Annotated in this window: 18 protein-coding genes; 7 read left to right on the top strand and 11 right to left on the bottom strand. The window is 43.2% G+C overall.

Annotation, left to right across the window (positions count from 1 at the left end):
- Nucleotides 1–19: 19 nt before the first annotated feature.
- Nucleotides 20–1075 carry a Gfo/Idh/MocA family protein gene (locus BUA59_RS13075; protein ID WP_072840145.1) on the bottom strand — a complete coding sequence of 352 codons (1056 nt, stop codon included), beginning with the start codon at nt 1073–1075 and terminating at the stop codon, nt 20–22.
- A gap of 128 nt (nt 1076–1203) precedes the next feature.
- Between BUA59_RS13075 and BUA59_RS13080 the strand changes: the two genes are divergently transcribed.
- On the top strand, nt 1204–2130 hold the full coding sequence (locus BUA59_RS13080; protein ID WP_072840146.1) for a LysR substrate-binding domain-containing protein: 927 nt from the start codon (nt 1204–1206) through the stop codon (nt 2128–2130).
- A gap of 64 nt (nt 2131–2194) precedes the next feature.
- Here BUA59_RS13080 and BUA59_RS13085 read toward each other — a convergent pair whose 3' ends face one another.
- Genes BUA59_RS13085 through BUA59_RS13100 form a run of 4 tightly spaced genes read right to left on the bottom strand, consistent with a single transcriptional unit; the run spans nt 2195 to nt 6215 of the window.
- Nucleotides 2195–3007: a sugar phosphate isomerase/epimerase family protein gene (locus tag BUA59_RS13085; protein WP_072840147.1), complete on the bottom strand. Its 813-nt coding sequence runs from the start codon at nt 3005–3007 to the stop codon at nt 2195–2197.
- Nucleotides 3008–3017: 10 nt separating this feature from the next.
- The gene (locus tag BUA59_RS13090; RefSeq protein ID WP_072840148.1) at nt 3018–3635 is read right to left on the bottom strand and encodes an NIPSNAP family protein; all 618 of its coding nucleotides are present in this window, start codon (nt 3633–3635) and stop codon (nt 3018–3020) included.
- A 55-nt stretch (nt 3636–3690) separates the two neighbouring features.
- Nucleotides 3691–5397, bottom strand: coding sequence for an FAD-dependent oxidoreductase (locus BUA59_RS13095; RefSeq protein WP_072840149.1), 1707 nt, complete (start codon nt 5395–5397; stop codon nt 3691–3693).
- 26 nt (nt 5398–5423) lie between these two features.
- The gene (locus BUA59_RS13100) at nt 5424–6215 is read right to left on the bottom strand and encodes an IclR family transcriptional regulator (RefSeq protein WP_072840150.1); all 792 of its coding nucleotides are present in this window, start codon (nt 6213–6215) and stop codon (nt 5424–5426) included.
- A 190-nt stretch (nt 6216–6405) separates the two neighbouring features.
- Here BUA59_RS13100 and BUA59_RS13105 point away from each other — a divergent pair, with 190 nt between their 5' ends.
- The 5 genes from BUA59_RS13105 (at nt 6406) to BUA59_RS13125 (ending at nt 12226) form a co-directional block, all read left to right on the top strand.
- On the top strand, nt 6406–8181 hold the full coding sequence (locus BUA59_RS13105) for an FAD-dependent oxidoreductase (RefSeq protein WP_072840151.1): 1776 nt from the start codon (nt 6406–6408) through the stop codon (nt 8179–8181).
- A 17-nt stretch (nt 8182–8198) separates the two neighbouring features.
- A complete protein-coding gene (locus tag BUA59_RS13110) occupies nt 8199–9005 on the top strand; it encodes a shikimate dehydrogenase family protein (RefSeq protein ID WP_072840152.1) in 807 nt (268 codons plus the stop codon).
- 75 nt (nt 9006–9080) lie between these two features.
- Nucleotides 9081–10070 (top strand): Bug family tripartite tricarboxylate transporter substrate binding protein, encoded by a 990-nt coding sequence (locus tag BUA59_RS13115; RefSeq protein WP_072840153.1) that lies wholly within the window; start codon nt 9081–9083, stop codon nt 10068–10070.
- A gap of 131 nt (nt 10071–10201) precedes the next feature.
- Nucleotides 10202–10714, top strand: a complete 513-nt coding sequence (locus tag BUA59_RS13120) for a tripartite tricarboxylate transporter TctB family protein (protein ID WP_072840154.1) — start codon at nt 10202–10204, stop codon at nt 10712–10714.
- Between the two features lie 9 nt (nt 10715–10723).
- Complete coding sequence (locus tag BUA59_RS13125; protein WP_072840155.1) at nt 10724–12226, top strand: tripartite tricarboxylate transporter permease; 1503 nt, start codon at nt 10724–10726, stop codon at nt 12224–12226.
- A 103-nt stretch (nt 12227–12329) separates the two neighbouring features.
- Here BUA59_RS13125 and aroQ read toward each other — a convergent pair whose 3' ends face one another.
- The 6 genes from aroQ to BUA59_RS13155 form a co-directional block, all read right to left on the bottom strand.
- Entirely contained in the window at nt 12330–12782 is a 453-nt protein-coding gene (gene aroQ / locus BUA59_RS13130; RefSeq protein WP_072840156.1) for a type II 3-dehydroquinate dehydratase, read from the bottom strand.
- A 55-nt stretch (nt 12783–12837) separates the two neighbouring features.
- Nucleotides 12838–13770, bottom strand: coding sequence for an AEC family transporter (locus tag BUA59_RS13135; protein WP_072840157.1), 933 nt, complete (start codon nt 13768–13770; stop codon nt 12838–12840).
- Nucleotides 13771–13859: 89 nt separating this feature from the next.
- Nucleotides 13860–14567: a GntR family transcriptional regulator gene (locus tag BUA59_RS13140; protein WP_072840158.1), complete on the bottom strand. Its 708-nt coding sequence runs from the start codon at nt 14565–14567 to the stop codon at nt 13860–13862.
- Nucleotides 14568–14731: 164 nt separating this feature from the next.
- Nucleotides 14732–15586: a shikimate dehydrogenase family protein gene (locus BUA59_RS13145; protein ID WP_072840159.1), complete on the bottom strand. Its 855-nt coding sequence runs from the start codon at nt 15584–15586 to the stop codon at nt 14732–14734.
- A gap of 259 nt (nt 15587–15845) precedes the next feature.
- Nucleotides 15846–16703 carry a class III extradiol dioxygenase family protein gene (locus tag BUA59_RS13150; protein ID WP_072840160.1) on the bottom strand — a complete coding sequence of 286 codons (858 nt, stop codon included), beginning with the start codon at nt 16701–16703 and terminating at the stop codon, nt 15846–15848.
- Complete coding sequence (locus BUA59_RS13155) at nt 16703–17050, bottom strand: protocatechuate 4,5-dioxygenase subunit alpha (RefSeq protein ID WP_072840161.1); 348 nt, start codon at nt 17048–17050, stop codon at nt 16703–16705. The genes BUA59_RS13150 and BUA59_RS13155 overlap by 1 nt, the downstream gene beginning before the upstream one ends.
- A gap of 256 nt (nt 17051–17306) precedes the next feature.
- Here BUA59_RS13155 and BUA59_RS13160 point away from each other — a divergent pair, with 256 nt between their 5' ends.
- Nucleotides 17307–18521, top strand: coding sequence for a LysR family transcriptional regulator (locus BUA59_RS13160; RefSeq protein WP_072840162.1), 1215 nt, complete (start codon nt 17307–17309; stop codon nt 18519–18521).
- Nucleotides 18522–18635: the final 114 nt, after the last annotated feature.

Here is an 18635-nt window from a genome sequence, read left to right on the forward strand (position 1 = left end):
TGTCTATTAGACGTTTAGTTTATTCGATTTTAGCAACCTGCACTCTAGCCCCAGTTTGAGCTGCTTTAACAATACAATCCACCACCATGAGATTCTGTAAGCCATCTTGAACGCTAACGCGCGGCTCAGTTTCGCCACGAATTACTCGACAAAAATGATCTATCTGCCCAACTAATGGATCATCTCGTCGTGGAGTTTCTACGGAACAATCAAACGGTTTCCACCAAGATCTGTCTTCAGTTTTAAGGTAGCGTTTAATACGCATGGTAGGAATAGACAGCGAACCTTCCGTTCCAGCAATATGATAACAATCTTCATCCTCATAGCTGGAATAGGCTTTATTTTCTTGTGAGGTCTGTTCCCAACTTCTGGCACTCGCCGCTGTATCAGACAATAAAAAGGTCCCTAATACCCCATTTTCAAACTGTAAAGTAATGGCACTTGTATCTTCCACTTCATGACCACGCACTGTGTTCGAACTCATAGCTTGGACTGCGGCAACCTCACCTAATAAGTAGCGTAAATTACCAATTTCATGAATCAAATTTAGCAATATTGGCCCACCGCCTTTTTGCGTACGCCACATACCCTCCAAAAAATAGCTATCTGGTTTATAAAATAGCGCACTGCCCATCACGGCAACAGGACGGCCAATAACGCCTGATTTAATTAAATTTCGGGCTTTTTCCATGATGCTACTATATGCACGATGATGACCCACTAGTACCTTATTACCTGTTTTTTTTACTTCATCTAATAGCACTTTGCCTTCTTCAATAGATTGAGAAACTGGCTTTTCAATCAACACTGGAACATTATGTTTAATACACTCCAACGCTTGTTCAACATGTAATTGATTTGGCGTCGCCAAAATAATGCCATCAGGCTGAGCATTTTCAAACAGTTGCGCTAACGTAGTGAATAGAGGGACCTTGTATTGCTCTGCTATTGCCTTTGCATTCTCTGAAGGGTCTACAATGGCGCCGATTCGGCATTCTGGATGTTGGTAAATGCGTTCTAGGTGTGACAAACCAATCAATCCAGCGCCAACTACAGTAATATTTAACTGCTCCATTTTTTATCCTCTTATTATCTTTATTATTAATCAGGGCAGAAATCTTGCCTTTTCTATTTGTCCTTCTATGATAGTAATAAATCGGTTTTCACAAATAATTAACCAAAAAACTAATTCACTATTAAGATATGACGAATAATAAATGGAACTTAACGGACCTAAATGTCCTCTGTGCGGTCGTAAAAACTGGTAGCTTTGTTGGAGCGTCGGAGGAGCTTGGCATGGCACAAGCCTCTGTTAGTAAGCGCATCGCTGATCTAGAGAAGTCACTTGGCGTGCTGCTGTTTCGCCGCACCACTCGTTCTGTGCAAATCACCAGTGAAGGTATCTTGGCACACACACGCGCATTACAAGTATTAGATGCCGCCACTCGCCTACAGCAAGACGTATCAAGCGCACGCATTCGCCCTTCAGGAAAACTTCGCATCAGCACCAGTTTACGCTTAGGAAGAAACTACATTGCACCAATCTTATCGAAGCTAGCGAAAGAATATCCAGAGCTCGATATTTGGTTAGAGTTGGTCGACCGTCGTGTCGATATGCTCAATGAAGGCTATGACATCGACATTCGTGCAGGAGATGTAACCGAACCACACTTAATCAGTCATAAAGTAGTAAAAAGCCAACGAATGCTCTGTGCTTCTAAAGCTTATTTAGAACGTAAAGGAACACCTAAGACATTAGATGACTTGGCTTTGCACGATTGCTTATTATTCCGACAAAGAGATCAAATGCTAGGTGTATGGCGTTTGCAGAACAATAAAGAGGAATCTGCCGTTCGTATTACTGGCGGCATGGGATCAAACCACGCTGACGTGATCCACGAGTGGGCTGAACAAGGTTTAGGCATTGCGATGCTATCTGACTGGGATATTCACGATAAATTAGCCAAAGGAAAACTGGTACGCATCTTACCGGATTACACTCAACAAACCGATATTTGGGCAGTGACACCATCACGTCTCACCTATTCAGCAACACTAAAGTTATGTGTCGAGTATTTAATTGAGTCCTTACAAAGTGGCCCTCATGCGCTACCCGTTTCTTCAGACTGAACAGAGCCCCAAAAAACTCACAGTGAGACTGTTCGTTTTTTGGGGCTGTTACATATAAAAAATATTATGATTGTGCTTTTTCAATAATACTTTTCATTCCATCCAACGCTCGACTCGCGCGTTCGGTAGGTGATTGCTTTTTAGCGTAATCGAAGTTTGGCACTTCGATACTCAACACCATTTCGTCTGGTATTGCTTGTAGAAGCGATACCAAATCAATTTCACCTTCACCCGGGTTAAGGCGTGCTTGACGAGCGATATGAATCAAACCTTCTGTAGATGGATCAAACTCAGCCATCGCATCACAAAACTGAACGTAATGAAGCCACTTAGGATCAATCGTTTTTACATCCTGCGGCTTCATGCCCGCTCGATGATAATGCAATGCATCAATGAGTACGCCACCATTTGATTGATTCGCACCGTCAACGACCCGTAATGCCGATGCAATATTAGGCACTTTGGTCCATGGCATAAACTCCAAGTCTGCCGTCATACCATAATGATGAGCAGCTTCACAGAATTCACCATAGTTCTCAATCAAACGTGCCTCATCAGCATCATCGCCCGCTACCAGTACATTTTTCGCCCCTAAAACTGCCCCTCGCTCCAAGAAACGAAAAGTATCTTCCACGCGAAAAGCCTCTCCAAGACGTACAATTTCAATATCAGCTAATTTGATCCCTGTGTCTTGCATGGCTGCTCGCGTTTCTTTAAACACTTTATCATCCGTCATCAGAGGATAAAGTCCCTCCGATGCGGAGGGCAGAAGACGGAAACCGACATGGGAAAAACCCGTTTTAGCAGCGATCTCGACCGCTTCACTTGGCGAAACATCAAACAAGGTTAGGAAAGCAAGAGAAAACGAATAAGCCATGGCAAGTACCTTATTTAAGAGGAGAGAATGCCATCGGCATTGCCAAAGTTGATGTCATGTCTGGCGTTAACCAATCAGGGCCACCTTTTGGCGGCCAAACACCTTCAGCAACGGTTTTTGCACGTATTTCAGCACGTTCGTTAGCTGATTTATAAGGCCAAATTTGAGTAAAGCGAGGACCGCCATCTAGTGAATACATAGCTATTGTTAACGCAGAATACTCTGTACGAGGTGGCACAGCTTCACGCCATTTTTCAATCGTCGGAGCCAAGCCGTTCAATTTAGTATGATAGGTGCGAATTTCATAAACAGGACCAAACTCACCTGGCTCAACTGGAGGCATAAAGTCCAAAGGAATATAGCTATCCATATGTAAATCAACCAATAAGTCGCCGCAATTGAACGGATCATTTGAAAGACGAATACGCTTACGCTCTTCAATTAAATCTTGCTCGGTTTCATAGCCACGAAGAATATAAACTTCATTTAAGTGACCAACATCAGCAAACCAAGCACCTAATAATTTACCCTTAGCTTCCGGCGCTTCCAAAAATGCCTGAATGCCTGCCGCAGCTTTACCAGCACCAAAAATAACGGTTTTCAGTGTCGCAATATCATAATACTTCATGATTTTTTTCCTTTTTAAGAGTTGTTTTAAAAGATTTTTCAAAAGTGCAGAGACATCACTCTGCTAAATGGTTGGCGGCTCGATAACCAAATGTCATGGCTGGACCTAAAGTAATGCCGCCACTTGGATAGTGGCCACCAAAGATGCTCGACATATCATTACCAACAGCATATAAGCCTGAAATTACAGACTGATCGGGACGTAACACTTGCCCATGCTCATTAGTCTTCACACCAGAGAATGTGCCCAAACTCCCCGGTACAATCTTCACCGCATAAAAAGGCCCCTGCTCTAATGCTGCTAAAGAAGGATTAGGCGTTTGTTCTGGATCACCTTGAATATGGTTATAAGGCGATTCTCCACGCTGAAATTCACTGTCAAAACCGATCTTAGCGTCGCAATTAAAACGCGCTACAGTTTCGGTTAAAGCATCTACGGGAACGCCTAATTTAAGAGCAAGATCTGCAAGACTTTTACCTTTTATTAGATAGCCTGTACGCTCAAAGTAAGATGTTGGAAATGGAAAAGGTTTTGACCAACCCAGCCCCCAACGTCGTTGAGCTTTATGATCTGCTAACAACCAGCAATAAGGCTGGCTATCTGCTGGACTTGCATCAAACAAAGCGCGCATAAAATCATGATAAGAATTCGCTTCACTAGTGAAACGCTTTCCATTTGGTAGCACGGCAATAATGCCGGGTTTGGCACGTTCGATTAGATGTGGGAAATGAATTTGCTCTTTGCCATTTGGAACTAAAGAAACAGGACTCCAAGCGCCAGCGTTTGCTAGATCATCACATATTTTGGCGCCGATGGACTCCGCCATATTAATCCCATCACCTGTATTGCTTTTAGGGGCGGCAGAATAGTGACCAAACCCAGTATTACCTTTAAATTGTTCAGCCTGGCGTTTTGTGTCATGAGGGAAACCACCCGTAGCCATCACCACACCCTTGCTTGCAGAAATACTGTGTAGCTGGTCGTTGATGATCACTTCGACACCGGTAACACGACCTTGATCATCTTTAATAAGCGTGGAAACAGACGCATTGGTTTGCACCCTAACGTTTAAATCCAACGCACTTTTCAATAATGCACCTACCAAAGCGTTACCATTTACTAATTGGGTGCTGCGACCAAATCTCACCAAGTCCAAGGCGTGGCGAGTTAATCGTTTGGTAACGTACATCATGGAAGATAAACGGCGAGTAGCGTTAAAAAAGTGGCGCATATCCGCACCACTAGCAATCCCCATTCCCCAGAGTGAAATTACCGACAAAGGTGGACGAACATGATGTTTCCATTTACCTAGCTGACGACCGTCAAAAGGTGCTGCGGCAACAGAACGACTACCAAGAGCATGACCGTCTAATTCATGGAAATCAGGGATAGCATTGCCATCAACAAAATTAAGGGCTGTTTGAGTTTCAAAGAAATCGACCATTTCTGGTCCGCTTTCTAAAAATGCGTCCAAACGAGGATCGAGGCTATCGGTTTGCATTTCACTGCAAATATAACGTCGAGGTTCTTCTGCGTCTTCATGAATACCTGCTCTTATGGCAAGTGGATTACGTGGAATCCACAACCAGCCACCAGACCAAGCGCTTGTCCCACCCAGAGCATCAGTTTTTTCTAATAATAAAACCGAAAGCCCTAAGTGAGCTGCACGTACAGCGGTACTTAACCCGCCGCCTCCAGAGCCAACTACAATGACATCATATTGATTTGAAAGAGGTGTTGTTATTGGGAACTTTCTTGCCATTCTAGGGCCCTGTCTATCGTTGTTATTTACTCCCGCTTGGAGAAATACAACGAGGCTCTACTCGCGTCTCCTAGCGCTATTGCTGCCCGCCGCAATGGCTCTACATAAGTATCCATTACTTCAGGCGTAACTCTTACCGATGGCCCGGCAACACTGACTGCTCCGATGGGTTCTCCGCTATCCGGATTACGCACCACCATGGCAATAGCAGCCATGCCATCTAAATAGCTGTCATGATTCACGGCATAACCGCGCTCACGTACCGTTTTTAATACCGACAATAAATCCGCCACCGTAACTGGCGCGGAAACACCCGGCGCATTATCTTTGACTAAGCCTTGGCGCATGACCAAAGAGATAGCCTCTTCATCGCTCATGCCCGCTAACCAAGCTTGTCCACCAGCCGAAGAAGCGAGATGAACCACCTTGCCTTGGTCTTGCCCTGGTTGATAGCGCAATGCAGATGTTGAACCTTGCGATACGCCAACCCAAACCAAATCACCATTGTCAGCTAGGGACAAACGCACCAGTTCACGAGTCTGCTGAGCTAGTTCATCTAAAATAGGCTGGCTAATATTGCCAATGCCTGTCTGCCCAAGAAACGCTAAACCAAGCGAAGCCAACTTGATGGTTAACTCATAGTCCCCCATGCCTCGGACTTGCCGCACATAACCCAAACCTTCTAATTCTTTTAGCAATCGATGCACGCCACTGATTGGCATATCTAACGATTTGGCAATATCGCTCACGGCACTACCGATAGGCTGGTAAGCCAAAAACTCCATTACAGAGAGCGCTTTTGCTAACGCACTGCTCATATCACTGTCTCCCAAGTTTGTTTATGTGTCTTTTTAGACACTGCTTGGAAGTGATTCTATTCACACTAGCAAAAAAAAACCACATTGGAAACTATTTTAATTATTGAAACAGTTTCAGCTTTATGAAATAGTATAAAACATAAAGACAAAAACAAGCTCTTTTTAAGAGTAAATAGACAGGTAATAAGTGATGAGCCAACTAGACCCATATAAAGGTTTAAAACAATGCTTAGACCAGACTCAATACGACATCATCGTATTAGGTGCTGGCGCGGGAGGCATGGCAGCAGCGCTCTTTGGCGCAATTGAAGGTCAAAAAGTGTTACTGATTGAGCGTACCCATTATGTGGGAGGAACTACTGCATTATCTGGTGGTACCACTTGGGTTCCAATGACGCGATATCTCAAAGACACGCCAATGAATGACACCAAAGAGAAGGTGATGAACTTTCTTGATCATGCTGTGGGTGATCGAAGTGAACGTTCGCTGCGGGAAGCTTTTTTAGAGTCTGGTGCTGAAGCCATTCACACCTTAGTTGATAACACAGAAGTAAAATTTAGAGCTTGCGCTTATCATCCTGACTATTTGGCAGATCTTCCAGATGCCTCTTTAAATGGGCGAGCTTTAGAACCGCTCCCTTATGTAGCCAAACATTTAGGGTCTGCCTTAAATTTGCTGCGTCATCCCATTCCAGAATTTACGGTATTGGGTGGCATGATGGTAAATCGTGAAGATATTGGACACTTATTGGCTCGCTTTAAATCTTCTACGTCATTTTTGTATACCGCTAGAGTCGTCACCCAATATGCTATCGATAGGGCCTTGTATGGTCGTACTCGTCGTAGCGTGATGGGGCATGCCTTAGTAGCTCGAATGCTGCAATCCATGCTCGACCGCAACATAGACTTACTCGTAGACACTGAAACCCTTGCTATTAATAAAAACACAGCAGGAAAAGTAAGTAGATTAACGCTTAGCCAAAATGGTGAAGTTCGCCATTTGATTGCGAACAAAGCCATTATTTTGGCTTCTGGCGGTTTCGCTCGAAATCCTGAAAAACGCGCTAAGTTGTTACCAAAACAACTACCGGCAGATTCCCCATCGGCTGAAGGACACAGCAGCAATTTACACCACCAAGTCGAATTATTAGGCGCTCATTATGGACAAGGGCATGACCAAGCAGCATTTTGGGCGCCCGTTTCTACCCGACAACGCAAAAACGGTACGAAAGCCGTCTTTCCACATTTTGTTTTCGACCGTTCAAAACCAGGCACTTTATGTGTCGATAGCAATGGCCAACGCTTTGTAAATGAAACGGTCTCTTACCATGAATTTGGGAAAGCCATGTTAGAAGGCGGAAAAAATACAAAACACGCGTGGATCATCACCGATGCAAAAGGGCTCGCCAAATATGGATTAGGTATGGTGCGCTTGGGTGGCGACAATCCAGCACCTTATTTACAAGATGGCTACTTAAAAACAGGCAAAAGTATTAGCGAACTGGCTCAGCAATTACAAATTGATGAGACCCTACTATCAAGCAGTATTGCCAGTATTAATAGCGCAGCTAAGACGGGTGAAGACACCTTATTTGGACGTGGCAGTACGGCTTACCAAAAAGCCAATGGTGATCCAAACCAAAAGCCAAATCCAACCATAGGTGCACTTGATCAGCCGCCCTACTACGCAGTGAAACTTCAACCTGCCGACATCGGCGCCGCACAAGGCTTGGTCGGTAATAAGCACGCACAATTAATAACCATCAATAACGAACCGATTGACGGACTTTATGCCTGCGGTAATGACTTGCATTCGATTATGGGCGGAACCTATCCAGGTCCAGGCATCACTATTGGACCCGCTATTGTGTTTGCATACAAAGCAATACAGCACGCGATTAACCCTTTAAATACCAATCAAAAAAACACGATGTCGCAAACAAAAGCGACATGTGAAACACACTAATTCAGGAGTGTAGATCGATGACTATTATTACCGGTGAAACTCGTATTTTCCCTATCCTAGGCGACCCTATTGCCCAAGTACGTTCACCTCAATTTCTAACGCAAATCCTGCAACGTCGAGAAGAGAACGGCATAGTTCCGCCTATGCATGTAGCACCGGAACACTTTATAGACGTTATGCAGTCCTTACGCAAAACACAAAACGTTCATGGCATTGTTATTACGATTCCACACAAAATCCCAGCCCTAGACGCATGTGACCTAGTCTCTGAACGCGCCAAATTTGTTGGTTCTGTCAACATCATCCGTAAACAAAGTAATGGCCAATTATATGGCGACAATGTTGATGGTATTGGCTATGTAGATGGCGTCAAAAAGGAAGGTTTTGATGTTAAAGGTAAGCGAGCCCTACTAATCGGCGCAGGAGGAGCTGGGTCCGCGGTAGCATTTGAGATTCTACAACGAGAGGCAGAATACCTAGCCATTTATGACCTCGACCAAGATAGATTGAATTCACTTATCAAACGCTTAAATGAACGTTTTCCAAACCGTGCAGGAGTGGGAGATCAAGATCCAACAGGCTTTGATTTTATTGCCAATGTTACACCAGTCGGTATGCGCGCAGGCGACCCATATCCTGTCGATGTTAGCAAACTTAATAGCAAGCAATTTGTTGCAGACGCTATCACCAAACCGGAAGTGTCTCCTATGGTCGAGCATGCAAGAAGCCTCGGCTGTAACACGATGGTTGGAGCAGGCATGTTCAATGCGGAAGCTGAAATTTTAGTGGACTTCATGCTGCGAGATCACCCAATCAATAACTAAAAACACACTAATAGCGCAAAAGGCTTTCCCTTTTGCGCATTACGCCCAACTGGGCATAATTCTCTGGAGGTTATGATGAAAAAAACAATAATTGGCGCATTAACCGCACTAACATTATCCACAACAGCATTAGCTGCTTTTCCTGAAAAGGATATCCAAGGCATTATCCAATGGGGAGCTGGCGGCTCAACTGATACCGTAATGCGTTCTATCTCACCTCATGCTGAAAAGGCTCTCGGTGTCGACATTGTCTTGACCAATAAAACAGGTGGAGTTGGTGCCATCGCAATGAAATACGTCAACAGTAAAGATGATGATGGCTATACCTTATTGATGGGAGCGGAAAACCCACAAATGTATAAGGTATTAGGCTTAGGTGACATGGATTATAACGACATGATCACCATCAATATATTAGCTCGCGGTACGCCAGTTTTTGTTGCAAGAAATGATGCGCCTTACAACAACATGCAAGAATTTACTGATTTCGTAAAAGCTCATCCCGGTGAATTGAAAATTGGTTCAACGGGTAATGGTGGTTTAACCTCAATTGTAATGGCAATGCTGCAATCACAAATTTCATTGGACTACACCAGCATCCCTTACAATGGCGATGGTCCAGCATTAACCGCATTACAAGGCGGCGCAATTGATGTAATGCCAGCGGTGTTAGGTGCAACCATTGAACAGATTAAAGCTGGTCGTATGAAAGTAATCGGCCTTGTAGATAAAGAGGCCAATAAACTTTTGCCAGGTGTAGCACCTATCACTGACACTTTCCCAGGTTTAAAAAGCTACCTACCTTGGGGGCCATTCTTTGGAATATTCGTAAAACAAGGAACTCCCGATGATGTCGTCAAGAAGCTTCAAGGCGCATTCCAACAGGCTGCTTTTCACCCCGATTTTATTGATTTAATGCAAAAACGTGGCTTTACGATTCTGAATATTTCAGGAGAAGAAGCCAATTACTTTTTAAGTGGTTATCGCTCTACTTCTTCTTGGTTAGTTCATGAAGCAGGTTTTTCTAAGCGATCACCAGAAGAGTTCAATATTCCGCGTCCTTAACCTTAACAAGGCTATTTACTGAATTTTGATACATTAATTTGAATCACCCAAGAAGCTAATTTCCATTGCTTCGCTCTTAGCGGGGAGCGTCCTTCCCCGCCGTTTTTTTTCAGCATTGTCGGAGAGTCGTGATGAATCACCCCACTAGCCGTCGACCAGGTGAACTTCTGTTCAATCTGCTCGTTTTAATCGCCAGTTTGTTTCTGTTTTGGCAGGCATACGCCATTGCACAATTTTCTTCATTAAGCTCATCAGGAGCTCTGCCTCTTGCCGCTACGAGCATAATGGTAATAAGTGCCTGCTTGGTGCTTATTAAAACGATACGTCTTCCACTAGAACCACATGTACGTTTTATTCGGCATATATTCCCTCCGATTATCGGCATAGTTATGGCGTTAATTTTGATGTTCGCAGTTATGTTAGAGCCGATTGGCTTCATTCTATCTGCCGCTATTTTCTTATTTATTGCGATGACATTTTTACATCGTAAAGGATGGGTAGTCAGCCTTGGATTAACCCTTGTTTCTTTGGCCTTGGTGTATTGCGTATTCCGACTTATTTTTAAAGTTATTTTGCCTGAAGGCATTATTCCTGAACGCGAAATTATGGCAGTCATATCTCATTGGTTTAGTGCAAATTTTTAGGATAATACAATGGAAGCTCTTTCGTTTTTTGCTATTTCTTGGATTTCCCCTCAACTCCTTGCGCTTACCGCACTTGGTACATTTTTAGGGATTTATGTAGGTGCCATACCAGGCTTATCAGTCACCATGGCAGTCTCTATTCTCATCTCATTTACCTTTTCGTGGGAGGTAAATAACGCTTTATGTTTGATGGTTGGGGTATATATGGGTGGCGTTTATGGTGGCTCTCGAACCGCCATATTGCTAAATATTCCTGGGGCTCCTTCCGCCATTGCTACGGCGCTTGATGGTTATCCTCTCGCACAAAAAGGCTTAGCGGGTGAAGCCATTGGCTTATCAACAGTCATGTCTGTTATCGGAGGTTTTGTTGGCATTTTCGTATTAGCTGTCGCAGCACCATTTGTTAGCGATTTTGCCATCAGCTTTCAGCCAAGAGATTATATGCTGCTAGGTGTTCTAGGCATCATGCTGGTCGGTTCTTTATCTGGTAATAGTCTTGCAAAAGGTGTGTTAGCTGGATCGTTTGGCGTGTTAATTGGTACGGTAGGACTTGACCCCCTGACAGCAGAAGAGCGCTTTACATTTGGTGTCGTTGAACTCTGGAATGGCATTAATCCAGTTGCGGTTATGATTGGACTTTTTGGTATTTCCGAAGCCTTAACACAGCTACATTTCATGCATAAAGCCAGCGTCAAACAAGTCATCAATCGCATCATCCCTAAATGGAAAGATGTAAAACGCTACTTACCTTTAAGCTTACAATCTTCTTCGGTTGGCGTAATTGTCGGGGCATTACCAGGTACTGGTGGCGATATTGCCGCATTAATGGCCTATGACTATGCTAAACGTACGACTAAAAACCCAGAAGTTGAATTTGGCAAAGGAGCAAAAGAAGGATTAGTTGCGCCGGAGTCTGCAAATAATGCCGCTGTAGGTGGAGCTTATATTCCGATGCTGACCTTAGGTATTCCTGGGGACGCTGTAACCGCGGTATTCATTGGCGCTTTGTTTATCCACGGCTTAAACCCTGGCCCATTGCTGATGATAGAACAGCCCGAAATTTTTTGGTTTACTGTGGGTAACTTAACCCTCGCCAATATCTTCATATTGATTTTCGGTTTAACTGGTATTCGCTTATTCGCTAAGCTAGTTGAATGCCCAAAAGGGGTCTTAATCCCTATTATATTCTTGCTGTCTATCGTGGGCGCTTACTCTATCAACAATGCAATCACGGACGTTTGGTGGATGCTTGGGTTCGGCGTAATCGGTTACTTTATGAAACAGTACGGTTATCAGGTTGGCCCGGTTATTCTTGGGGTTATTTTATCTCGACTGATTGACGAGAACTGGCGACGAGCCATTCTGTCTGAACAAGGCAACATTGCAGGCTTTTTTGGTGAAGCTTTCACTAGTCCACTGTCTTGTGTACTACTGGCAACAATTGTATTTATTTTTATCTCACATACCCCTTTATGGACTCGTTGGAGAAAAAACAAATCATCCAAAAGCTAAGCATTTAACGTCATAATTAAGCTCAAAAAAATACCGAATGATCTCTTCAAAATAAGAAGCATCATTCGGTATTTTTATATTAGCCGTCGCTATTTTTTTAGTCTTAAGCTTTAAGCTTATGCACTAAGCCCTGAATGCCCAATACATACCCTTGTACGCCCATACCAACAACAATTCCTGCTGCTGCAGGCGATATGTAAGAATGATGACGGAAGGCTTCACGAGCGTGTACGTTAGAGATGTGAACTTCAATCACCGGTACATCAGCGCCTTTTATTGCATCGTGAAGAGCAACAGATGTGTGAGTATAAGCACCTGGATTGAATACTACGCCCAATACTTCGCCCGCTTTAATACGGCGACCTGCTTCATGAATTAGATCAATCAATACACCTTCATGGTTAGATTGATGGCATTCCACCTCATGGCCTAATGACAATGCCGCTTCGCGACACATAACTTCCACATCCGCTAGAGTCTCATAACCATAAGTTGCTGGCTCACGAGTACCCAGTAAATTTAAATTTGGGCCGTTCAATACCATGATGGTAGACATAATAATTTCTCCTATAAATCAGCGTAAATATTCAATCAATCACATTGCTATATTTTCATACAAAAAAACGCAGCAAGACACTCAAGGTAAAAAATGACAACACGGTAGTAATTAGCAAAGTACTAGCACAAAAACTGCGCGATCCATATTCCCCACATACAATGGGATAAGAACTGAACATAGATACCGAGGCAAAAATAACCACAGCAATTTTTAATTCGTTTGGCATGGTGGGTGTAAGTAACAAGAGCAAGGTGACAATCACCGGAAATAAGACCAGTTTGCCAATCGCCACCAGCAATATGGGAGCCCATTGACCTTTAATCGTCACACCCACCAAAGACCCGCCAATAACAATCAAGGCCACCGATGAGGCCGCTGCTGCCAGTAAATCAAACCCTTTACCTATAAAGCTCGGCAAGCTCAATTCAAACACAGAAAATACCAGCCCTGCGACCAAGGCAATTAATAACGGATTCGTTGAGATACGCTTCAGGACAACCATAAATAGGCTTTTCCCATTACTCTCGCTCTTACCCAACACAGTTTCGATAAAAATTAAGCAAACTGGCAATAAAATGATATTTTCGACCATCAATGACATCACAAAGGCCTGCGTCAAAGGGTAATCAAAAAACTGTAATAAGACAGGAAAGCCAATAAAAGCGCTGTTTGACATGGTCGCCCCAACGCCTCTCACGCCGGCATCTACCAAACCACTTTTAAGTAATCGCCAGCTCAGTAACACAGTAATAAAAAAGGTGGCTAAACCACTCGCGGCGTACACGGCAAGATAGTCAAAATGTAGGACTTCTTTTAGCTCCATGCTGGAAAGCTTTATAAAAATCAAAGCTGGCAAAGCTAGGTATAAAACAAAACGGCTTAACCCAGGTATCGCCGCTTGGGGAAGGAAAGAGTATCGAATGCTGAGAAAGCCAATTAGGATCAGAAAAAAGATCGGGGCTATGATGCTAATTACGGCTTCCATGTCATCATTTCCTCGTTGTTACATACATTAGATTGACTTTGAGTCTCTGTATTTTTCATTAGTTAGAATATCCTTACGAAGGATGAGTATTAGGCGATAGCTTTAGATTTTACTTTTAATGGTATTTTCTCAGCGTCCGGTAAAAACAAACCTTTTTGAATATGCGAATCTAAAATAGTTAATACAGACTCGGTTTCATCATCAAGAAGGTGTTTAAGCAATTTTTGATGCTCTTCTACGGATGCTTGCCCGCGAAATGGCCGACGATGCAACGCCAATACCTGATAACGCATGTAAAGTTCAATCACCGAAGCATGATAGCGAATAAGCTGCTGAGAACCACAATGAGACACCATGGTAACGTGAAAATCTCGGTCGGCTTTTTCCCACGCCTGAACATGGCTACCTTCATCTTCCATCATCAGCTTTTCAATACAATTCAAGCGAAAATGCGCGCTTATCAAAGCTGACTTCCACTCCATTTGACCAGCTTTATTTTCCATTGATTTACGCACGGCCGACAACTCTAACATCTGTCGAAGCTCTAATAATTCACGCAAATCTGCGGTAGAAACAGGTTTTACCGAAAAACCTTTTTGATCAACGAACAGCACAAAACCGTCTGATACTAAGCGCATCAAAGTTTCACGCAAGGTATTCACACTGGCACTGTAACGGATTCGTAGAGCGTTTAATTTAAGCTTTTCACCGGGTGAAAGCTTTCCTGTCACAATATCTGAACGCAGTTGTTCATAGACGGATTGCCCAACCAATTTACGGTCATCGGAGTTAATCATAAAAAATTCTAAAGGCCTTTTATTTTTTTTGTAAGACCTCTGCACTATATCATGAGCAAAGATATCTTAGTTGCTGAGCCCCATAGAATAAATGACAAAAAGACGCCATTTAGCGTCTTCTTTTCATTATTTATCCTATGAATTTATTTAGTTACCAACAATCTCTAGATCAACGAACTGACGACATTGTATTTTTCACGGAACTGGTCCCAAACAGGTTTCACATCCGTTATTTCCTGACCCGTGAAAATTTCGAAGGCATCGATACCTTGATAAAAGAACAAATCAAAGCCTGACACAATTTGCAGACCTTTTTTATTGGCTTCTATCAAAAACTCTGTATCCATTGGGGTGTAAACCGCATCAAATGCCCATTTTTGTCCTTGAATCAGCTCCGCAGCCAATGGCATGCCTGGACTTTTCAAATGACCTACAGGTGTACAGTTTACCAATCCATCTACTTCTGCGGCTGCTTCTGCAATGTCTTCTTTGGCAACAACACGCGCCTTGTAGCCGGCTTCATTAATAGCATCAACCAAAGACTGTGCGCTACGTTCGCTCAAATCGGTGACTAATACTTCTGTCGCCCCCACTTCAAACAAGGCAAATCCAATCGCTCGCCCCACACCACCAGCACCAATCATCAGCACTTTACCTGCTGGTAAATCCCCAACTCGACCTTTATAACCGCGAATAAAACCAGTGTAATCGGTATTAAAAGCACACACTTTACCGTCTTTTAGCAACAAAGTATTACTCGCACCAACTTTCTTCACCGCGTCGTTTACTTCGTCTGCGCTGTCGATGGCGATTTGTTTATAAGGAAAAGTAACATTAGTGCCGACAAAACCTAAGGCACGAATTTCAGCAAGCTTGGCGTTAAAGGATTCCGCCGTATCATCTTCTGGCACTTGCAACTGATAATCCACTGGCAACTGCTTTAGTTCACCCAACATCATGTGTAAAGAAGGAGATCGAGAAGCGGCAATAGCCTGACCAATTAGACCTATATGTAACATTGTAATTGCCTCCAACGTATTCCAAAAAAGAATGTCATAACGTTAATAATTGAGAATTAGAAGATAAAAAGCGCTGCTGCTAAAAGTGTGTCAATACTCTATTAAAAAGGCTTTCTTGAGTGAATACCCTTGTTCAGTCTTGCGTCAGCAGCAAAGGTCACTGATACAAAAACGCTTCTTTTATCAAAGATAGAAGAAGCGTATACCAAAACTCGCGTTTTGTTGTATGACAATTTGACATGTATTTTGAATGAAAAAATTATATCAGCATTGCAGCGTCGCTTGTCGCCAATAACTGCAACCCAGCACCCGTATTGGAAATCGGCAAATGATAACTACGATGCAGTTCGGTTAACGTCCCCTGTAATGCACCACGCATCGCTAACCACATATTCAACTCAACACCTTGAGAGCCTGCTTGTTCTACCAAGTCAAAATTAGTGAATTTGGTAAGCGCTTCCGGTTCATTCACAATTTTATCCATGCAATATAAATCGAATGGTTTATTAATGAAGCCCGCGCGCTGTCCATCTAGCTGATGAGATAAACCACCAGTTCCAAATATCACAACTTTCTGATTACCAGAGTAAGAACGAATAGCGTCACCAATCGCCTTGCCAAAATCAAAACAACGACTGGGTTTCGGCATAGGATGACGTTCACAGTTGATCGCAATTGGAATCACTTTAATATGACCGTATTTATGACCTGGCCACATGAGCGTAAGAGGCACTGTCAGTCCATGATCCACTTTCATTTCTTGGCAAACGGTTATATCAAACTCGTCCTCTATCAATTGATTAACAATATGCCAAGACAACTCAGTTTCCCCAGTTACTGGTGGAATTTCAGCAATCCCCCAACCTTCGTCGGCATTCTCATACTGAGCAGCAGCGCCAATAGCAAAAGTCGGTTTGCGATCATGAAAAAACTCTAATCCGTGATCATTATAAAAAATGACGGCGATGTCAGGTTCTTGCGCATACAGCCATTCACGTACAGGTGGATAGGCATCAAAGAAATCTTTCCAATAAGGTGTTTGCTCAAGACCTTTATCCATCGCTACACCAATGGCAGGAATATGTGATGTGGCGATACCGCCAAGTATTTTCGCCATTATTTATCTCCCTGCTGTACTAAAAATGCTTTAAATTCGTCTGTTGTCATACCCGTCTGTAAACCACCAACATCTTGTACATTTAATCCCAAGATCCCAGCAAATTTTGCCAGATAATAAATACTTCCACCGGCTTCTAACATGGCAATGACATCACGATTTTTTACAGCCTGTTTTTGCTCTACAGAAAGTCCAAACTTTTCACAATAATCGTCTTCATTAGCTAGGAATGCTTTTCGCCCATTTGCGTTATTAAAGGAATAACACATTTTATTTAAGGGGTAGCCCTTCGTTGCCATCGGCCCATCAAACATAATATTGCCCGGAATATGACTCACCTGACTCATTCTGTTACCTCGCTATAAGATTGTTTTATTCAATGGCGTAAACGCCCATTAGTAGCGAGTATAAGAACAAACGAGCTGTACAAACCTTGATCTACATCTATTTTTTACTATTTAAAAAATAGAACGCATTATTTTTAGATTTTTTTAATGAGAGTTCCATTTTGGCTATATATAGGAAAAAATACGTAATTAATCCTTCAATTTGATTTCTTTGATATTCATTTTTGATATAGTTTATAAAAAATAAGGAGGTCTTATGGAGATAGCAATTCCCAACTTACGGCATTTGCGCGTATTTCTCGCGGTCGCAGAGCTAAAAAGCATCACCCGAGCTTCTGAAAATATCTTTTTATCTCAGCCAGCCATCACCCAAGCGATCGCCAAGCTAGAAGGATTATTGGGCGCGTCGCTTTTTGAGCGCCATTCAGATGGTATGTATCCCACTCCATCAGGTGAGGTGTGGCAAAAACGCGTCAACCGCGCCATCGATCATATTCAAACAGCCACACAAGAAATCGTGAAAGACACGACTCAAAAAGAACGCACGCCTAAAAATCTCATCGCCTTAATTAGCACCACTCAATTAAGAGCTTTAATCGCGGTGAGCGAAGCGCAAAACTTCAGCATTGCGAGCCGAAATTTGGCCGTGTCGCAGTCTTCCGTACACCGAGCCGCGCGAGATTTAGAACGCCTGCTCGGCGTTGTATTATTCGAAAAAAACAGCCTTGGAACCAGCGCAACCAAAGCAGCACAAACCTTGGCAAAAGCCACCAAACTAGCTTTCAGTGAATTACGCCAAGGCATATACGAGATCAACGCTTTACAGTTTAAAGATGTCAGTACCATCACCATAGGCAGCATGCCTTTGGCACGTATGACCATTTTGCCAAAATCAATTTTGCAGTTCAACGAACGCCATCCTGATGTGAATATCAATGTAACCGAAGGCCCGTATGCCGATTTACTTCATCACCTTCGCCAAGGCGACATCGATATTATTTTAGGTGCATTACGTCACCCAACACCGGCTGACGATGTGGTGCAGGAAGAATTATGGGCGCCGCCATTGTCAGTAGTGGCTCGTAAAGGTCATCCTTTAATGAGCAAAAGCACTATCAGCGCACAAGATCTCGCCGAATTTGCTTGGGTCGTTCCAGCCAAAGGTACACCAACTAGACAAGCTTTCGAAGACATTTTCAAAGACGCTGGTATCGCCTTACCAACACGATTGGTTGAATCCAGTTCACAGATACTTATTCGTGAGCTGTTAATCGAAAGCGATCGATTGACACTCATCTCGGCACACCAAGTGGAGCGAGAAATTAATATTGAATTGCTCAATGTTATAGACTTTCCGTTGGACCATACTCGCCGCCCAATTGGGCTTTGTGTGCGAAAAAGCTGGCTTCCAACCGTCACTCAATCCCACTTTCTTAGCTTATTACGAGATATCTCAGAACGTTTTCGATGAAAACTACAAAAGCCTCATTGCAAAAAATGAATAGCTTATGCGGTTTATGGATTATCCCCATTAGGTGTCGGATGCTAGATTTGTTATCAATATAAGACTCGGGCAATGTTATGC

The sequence above is a fragment of the Marinomonas polaris DSM 16579 genome (assembly GCF_900129155.1).
Lineage (GTDB): Bacteria > Pseudomonadota > Gammaproteobacteria > Pseudomonadales > Marinomonadaceae > Marinomonas > Marinomonas polaris.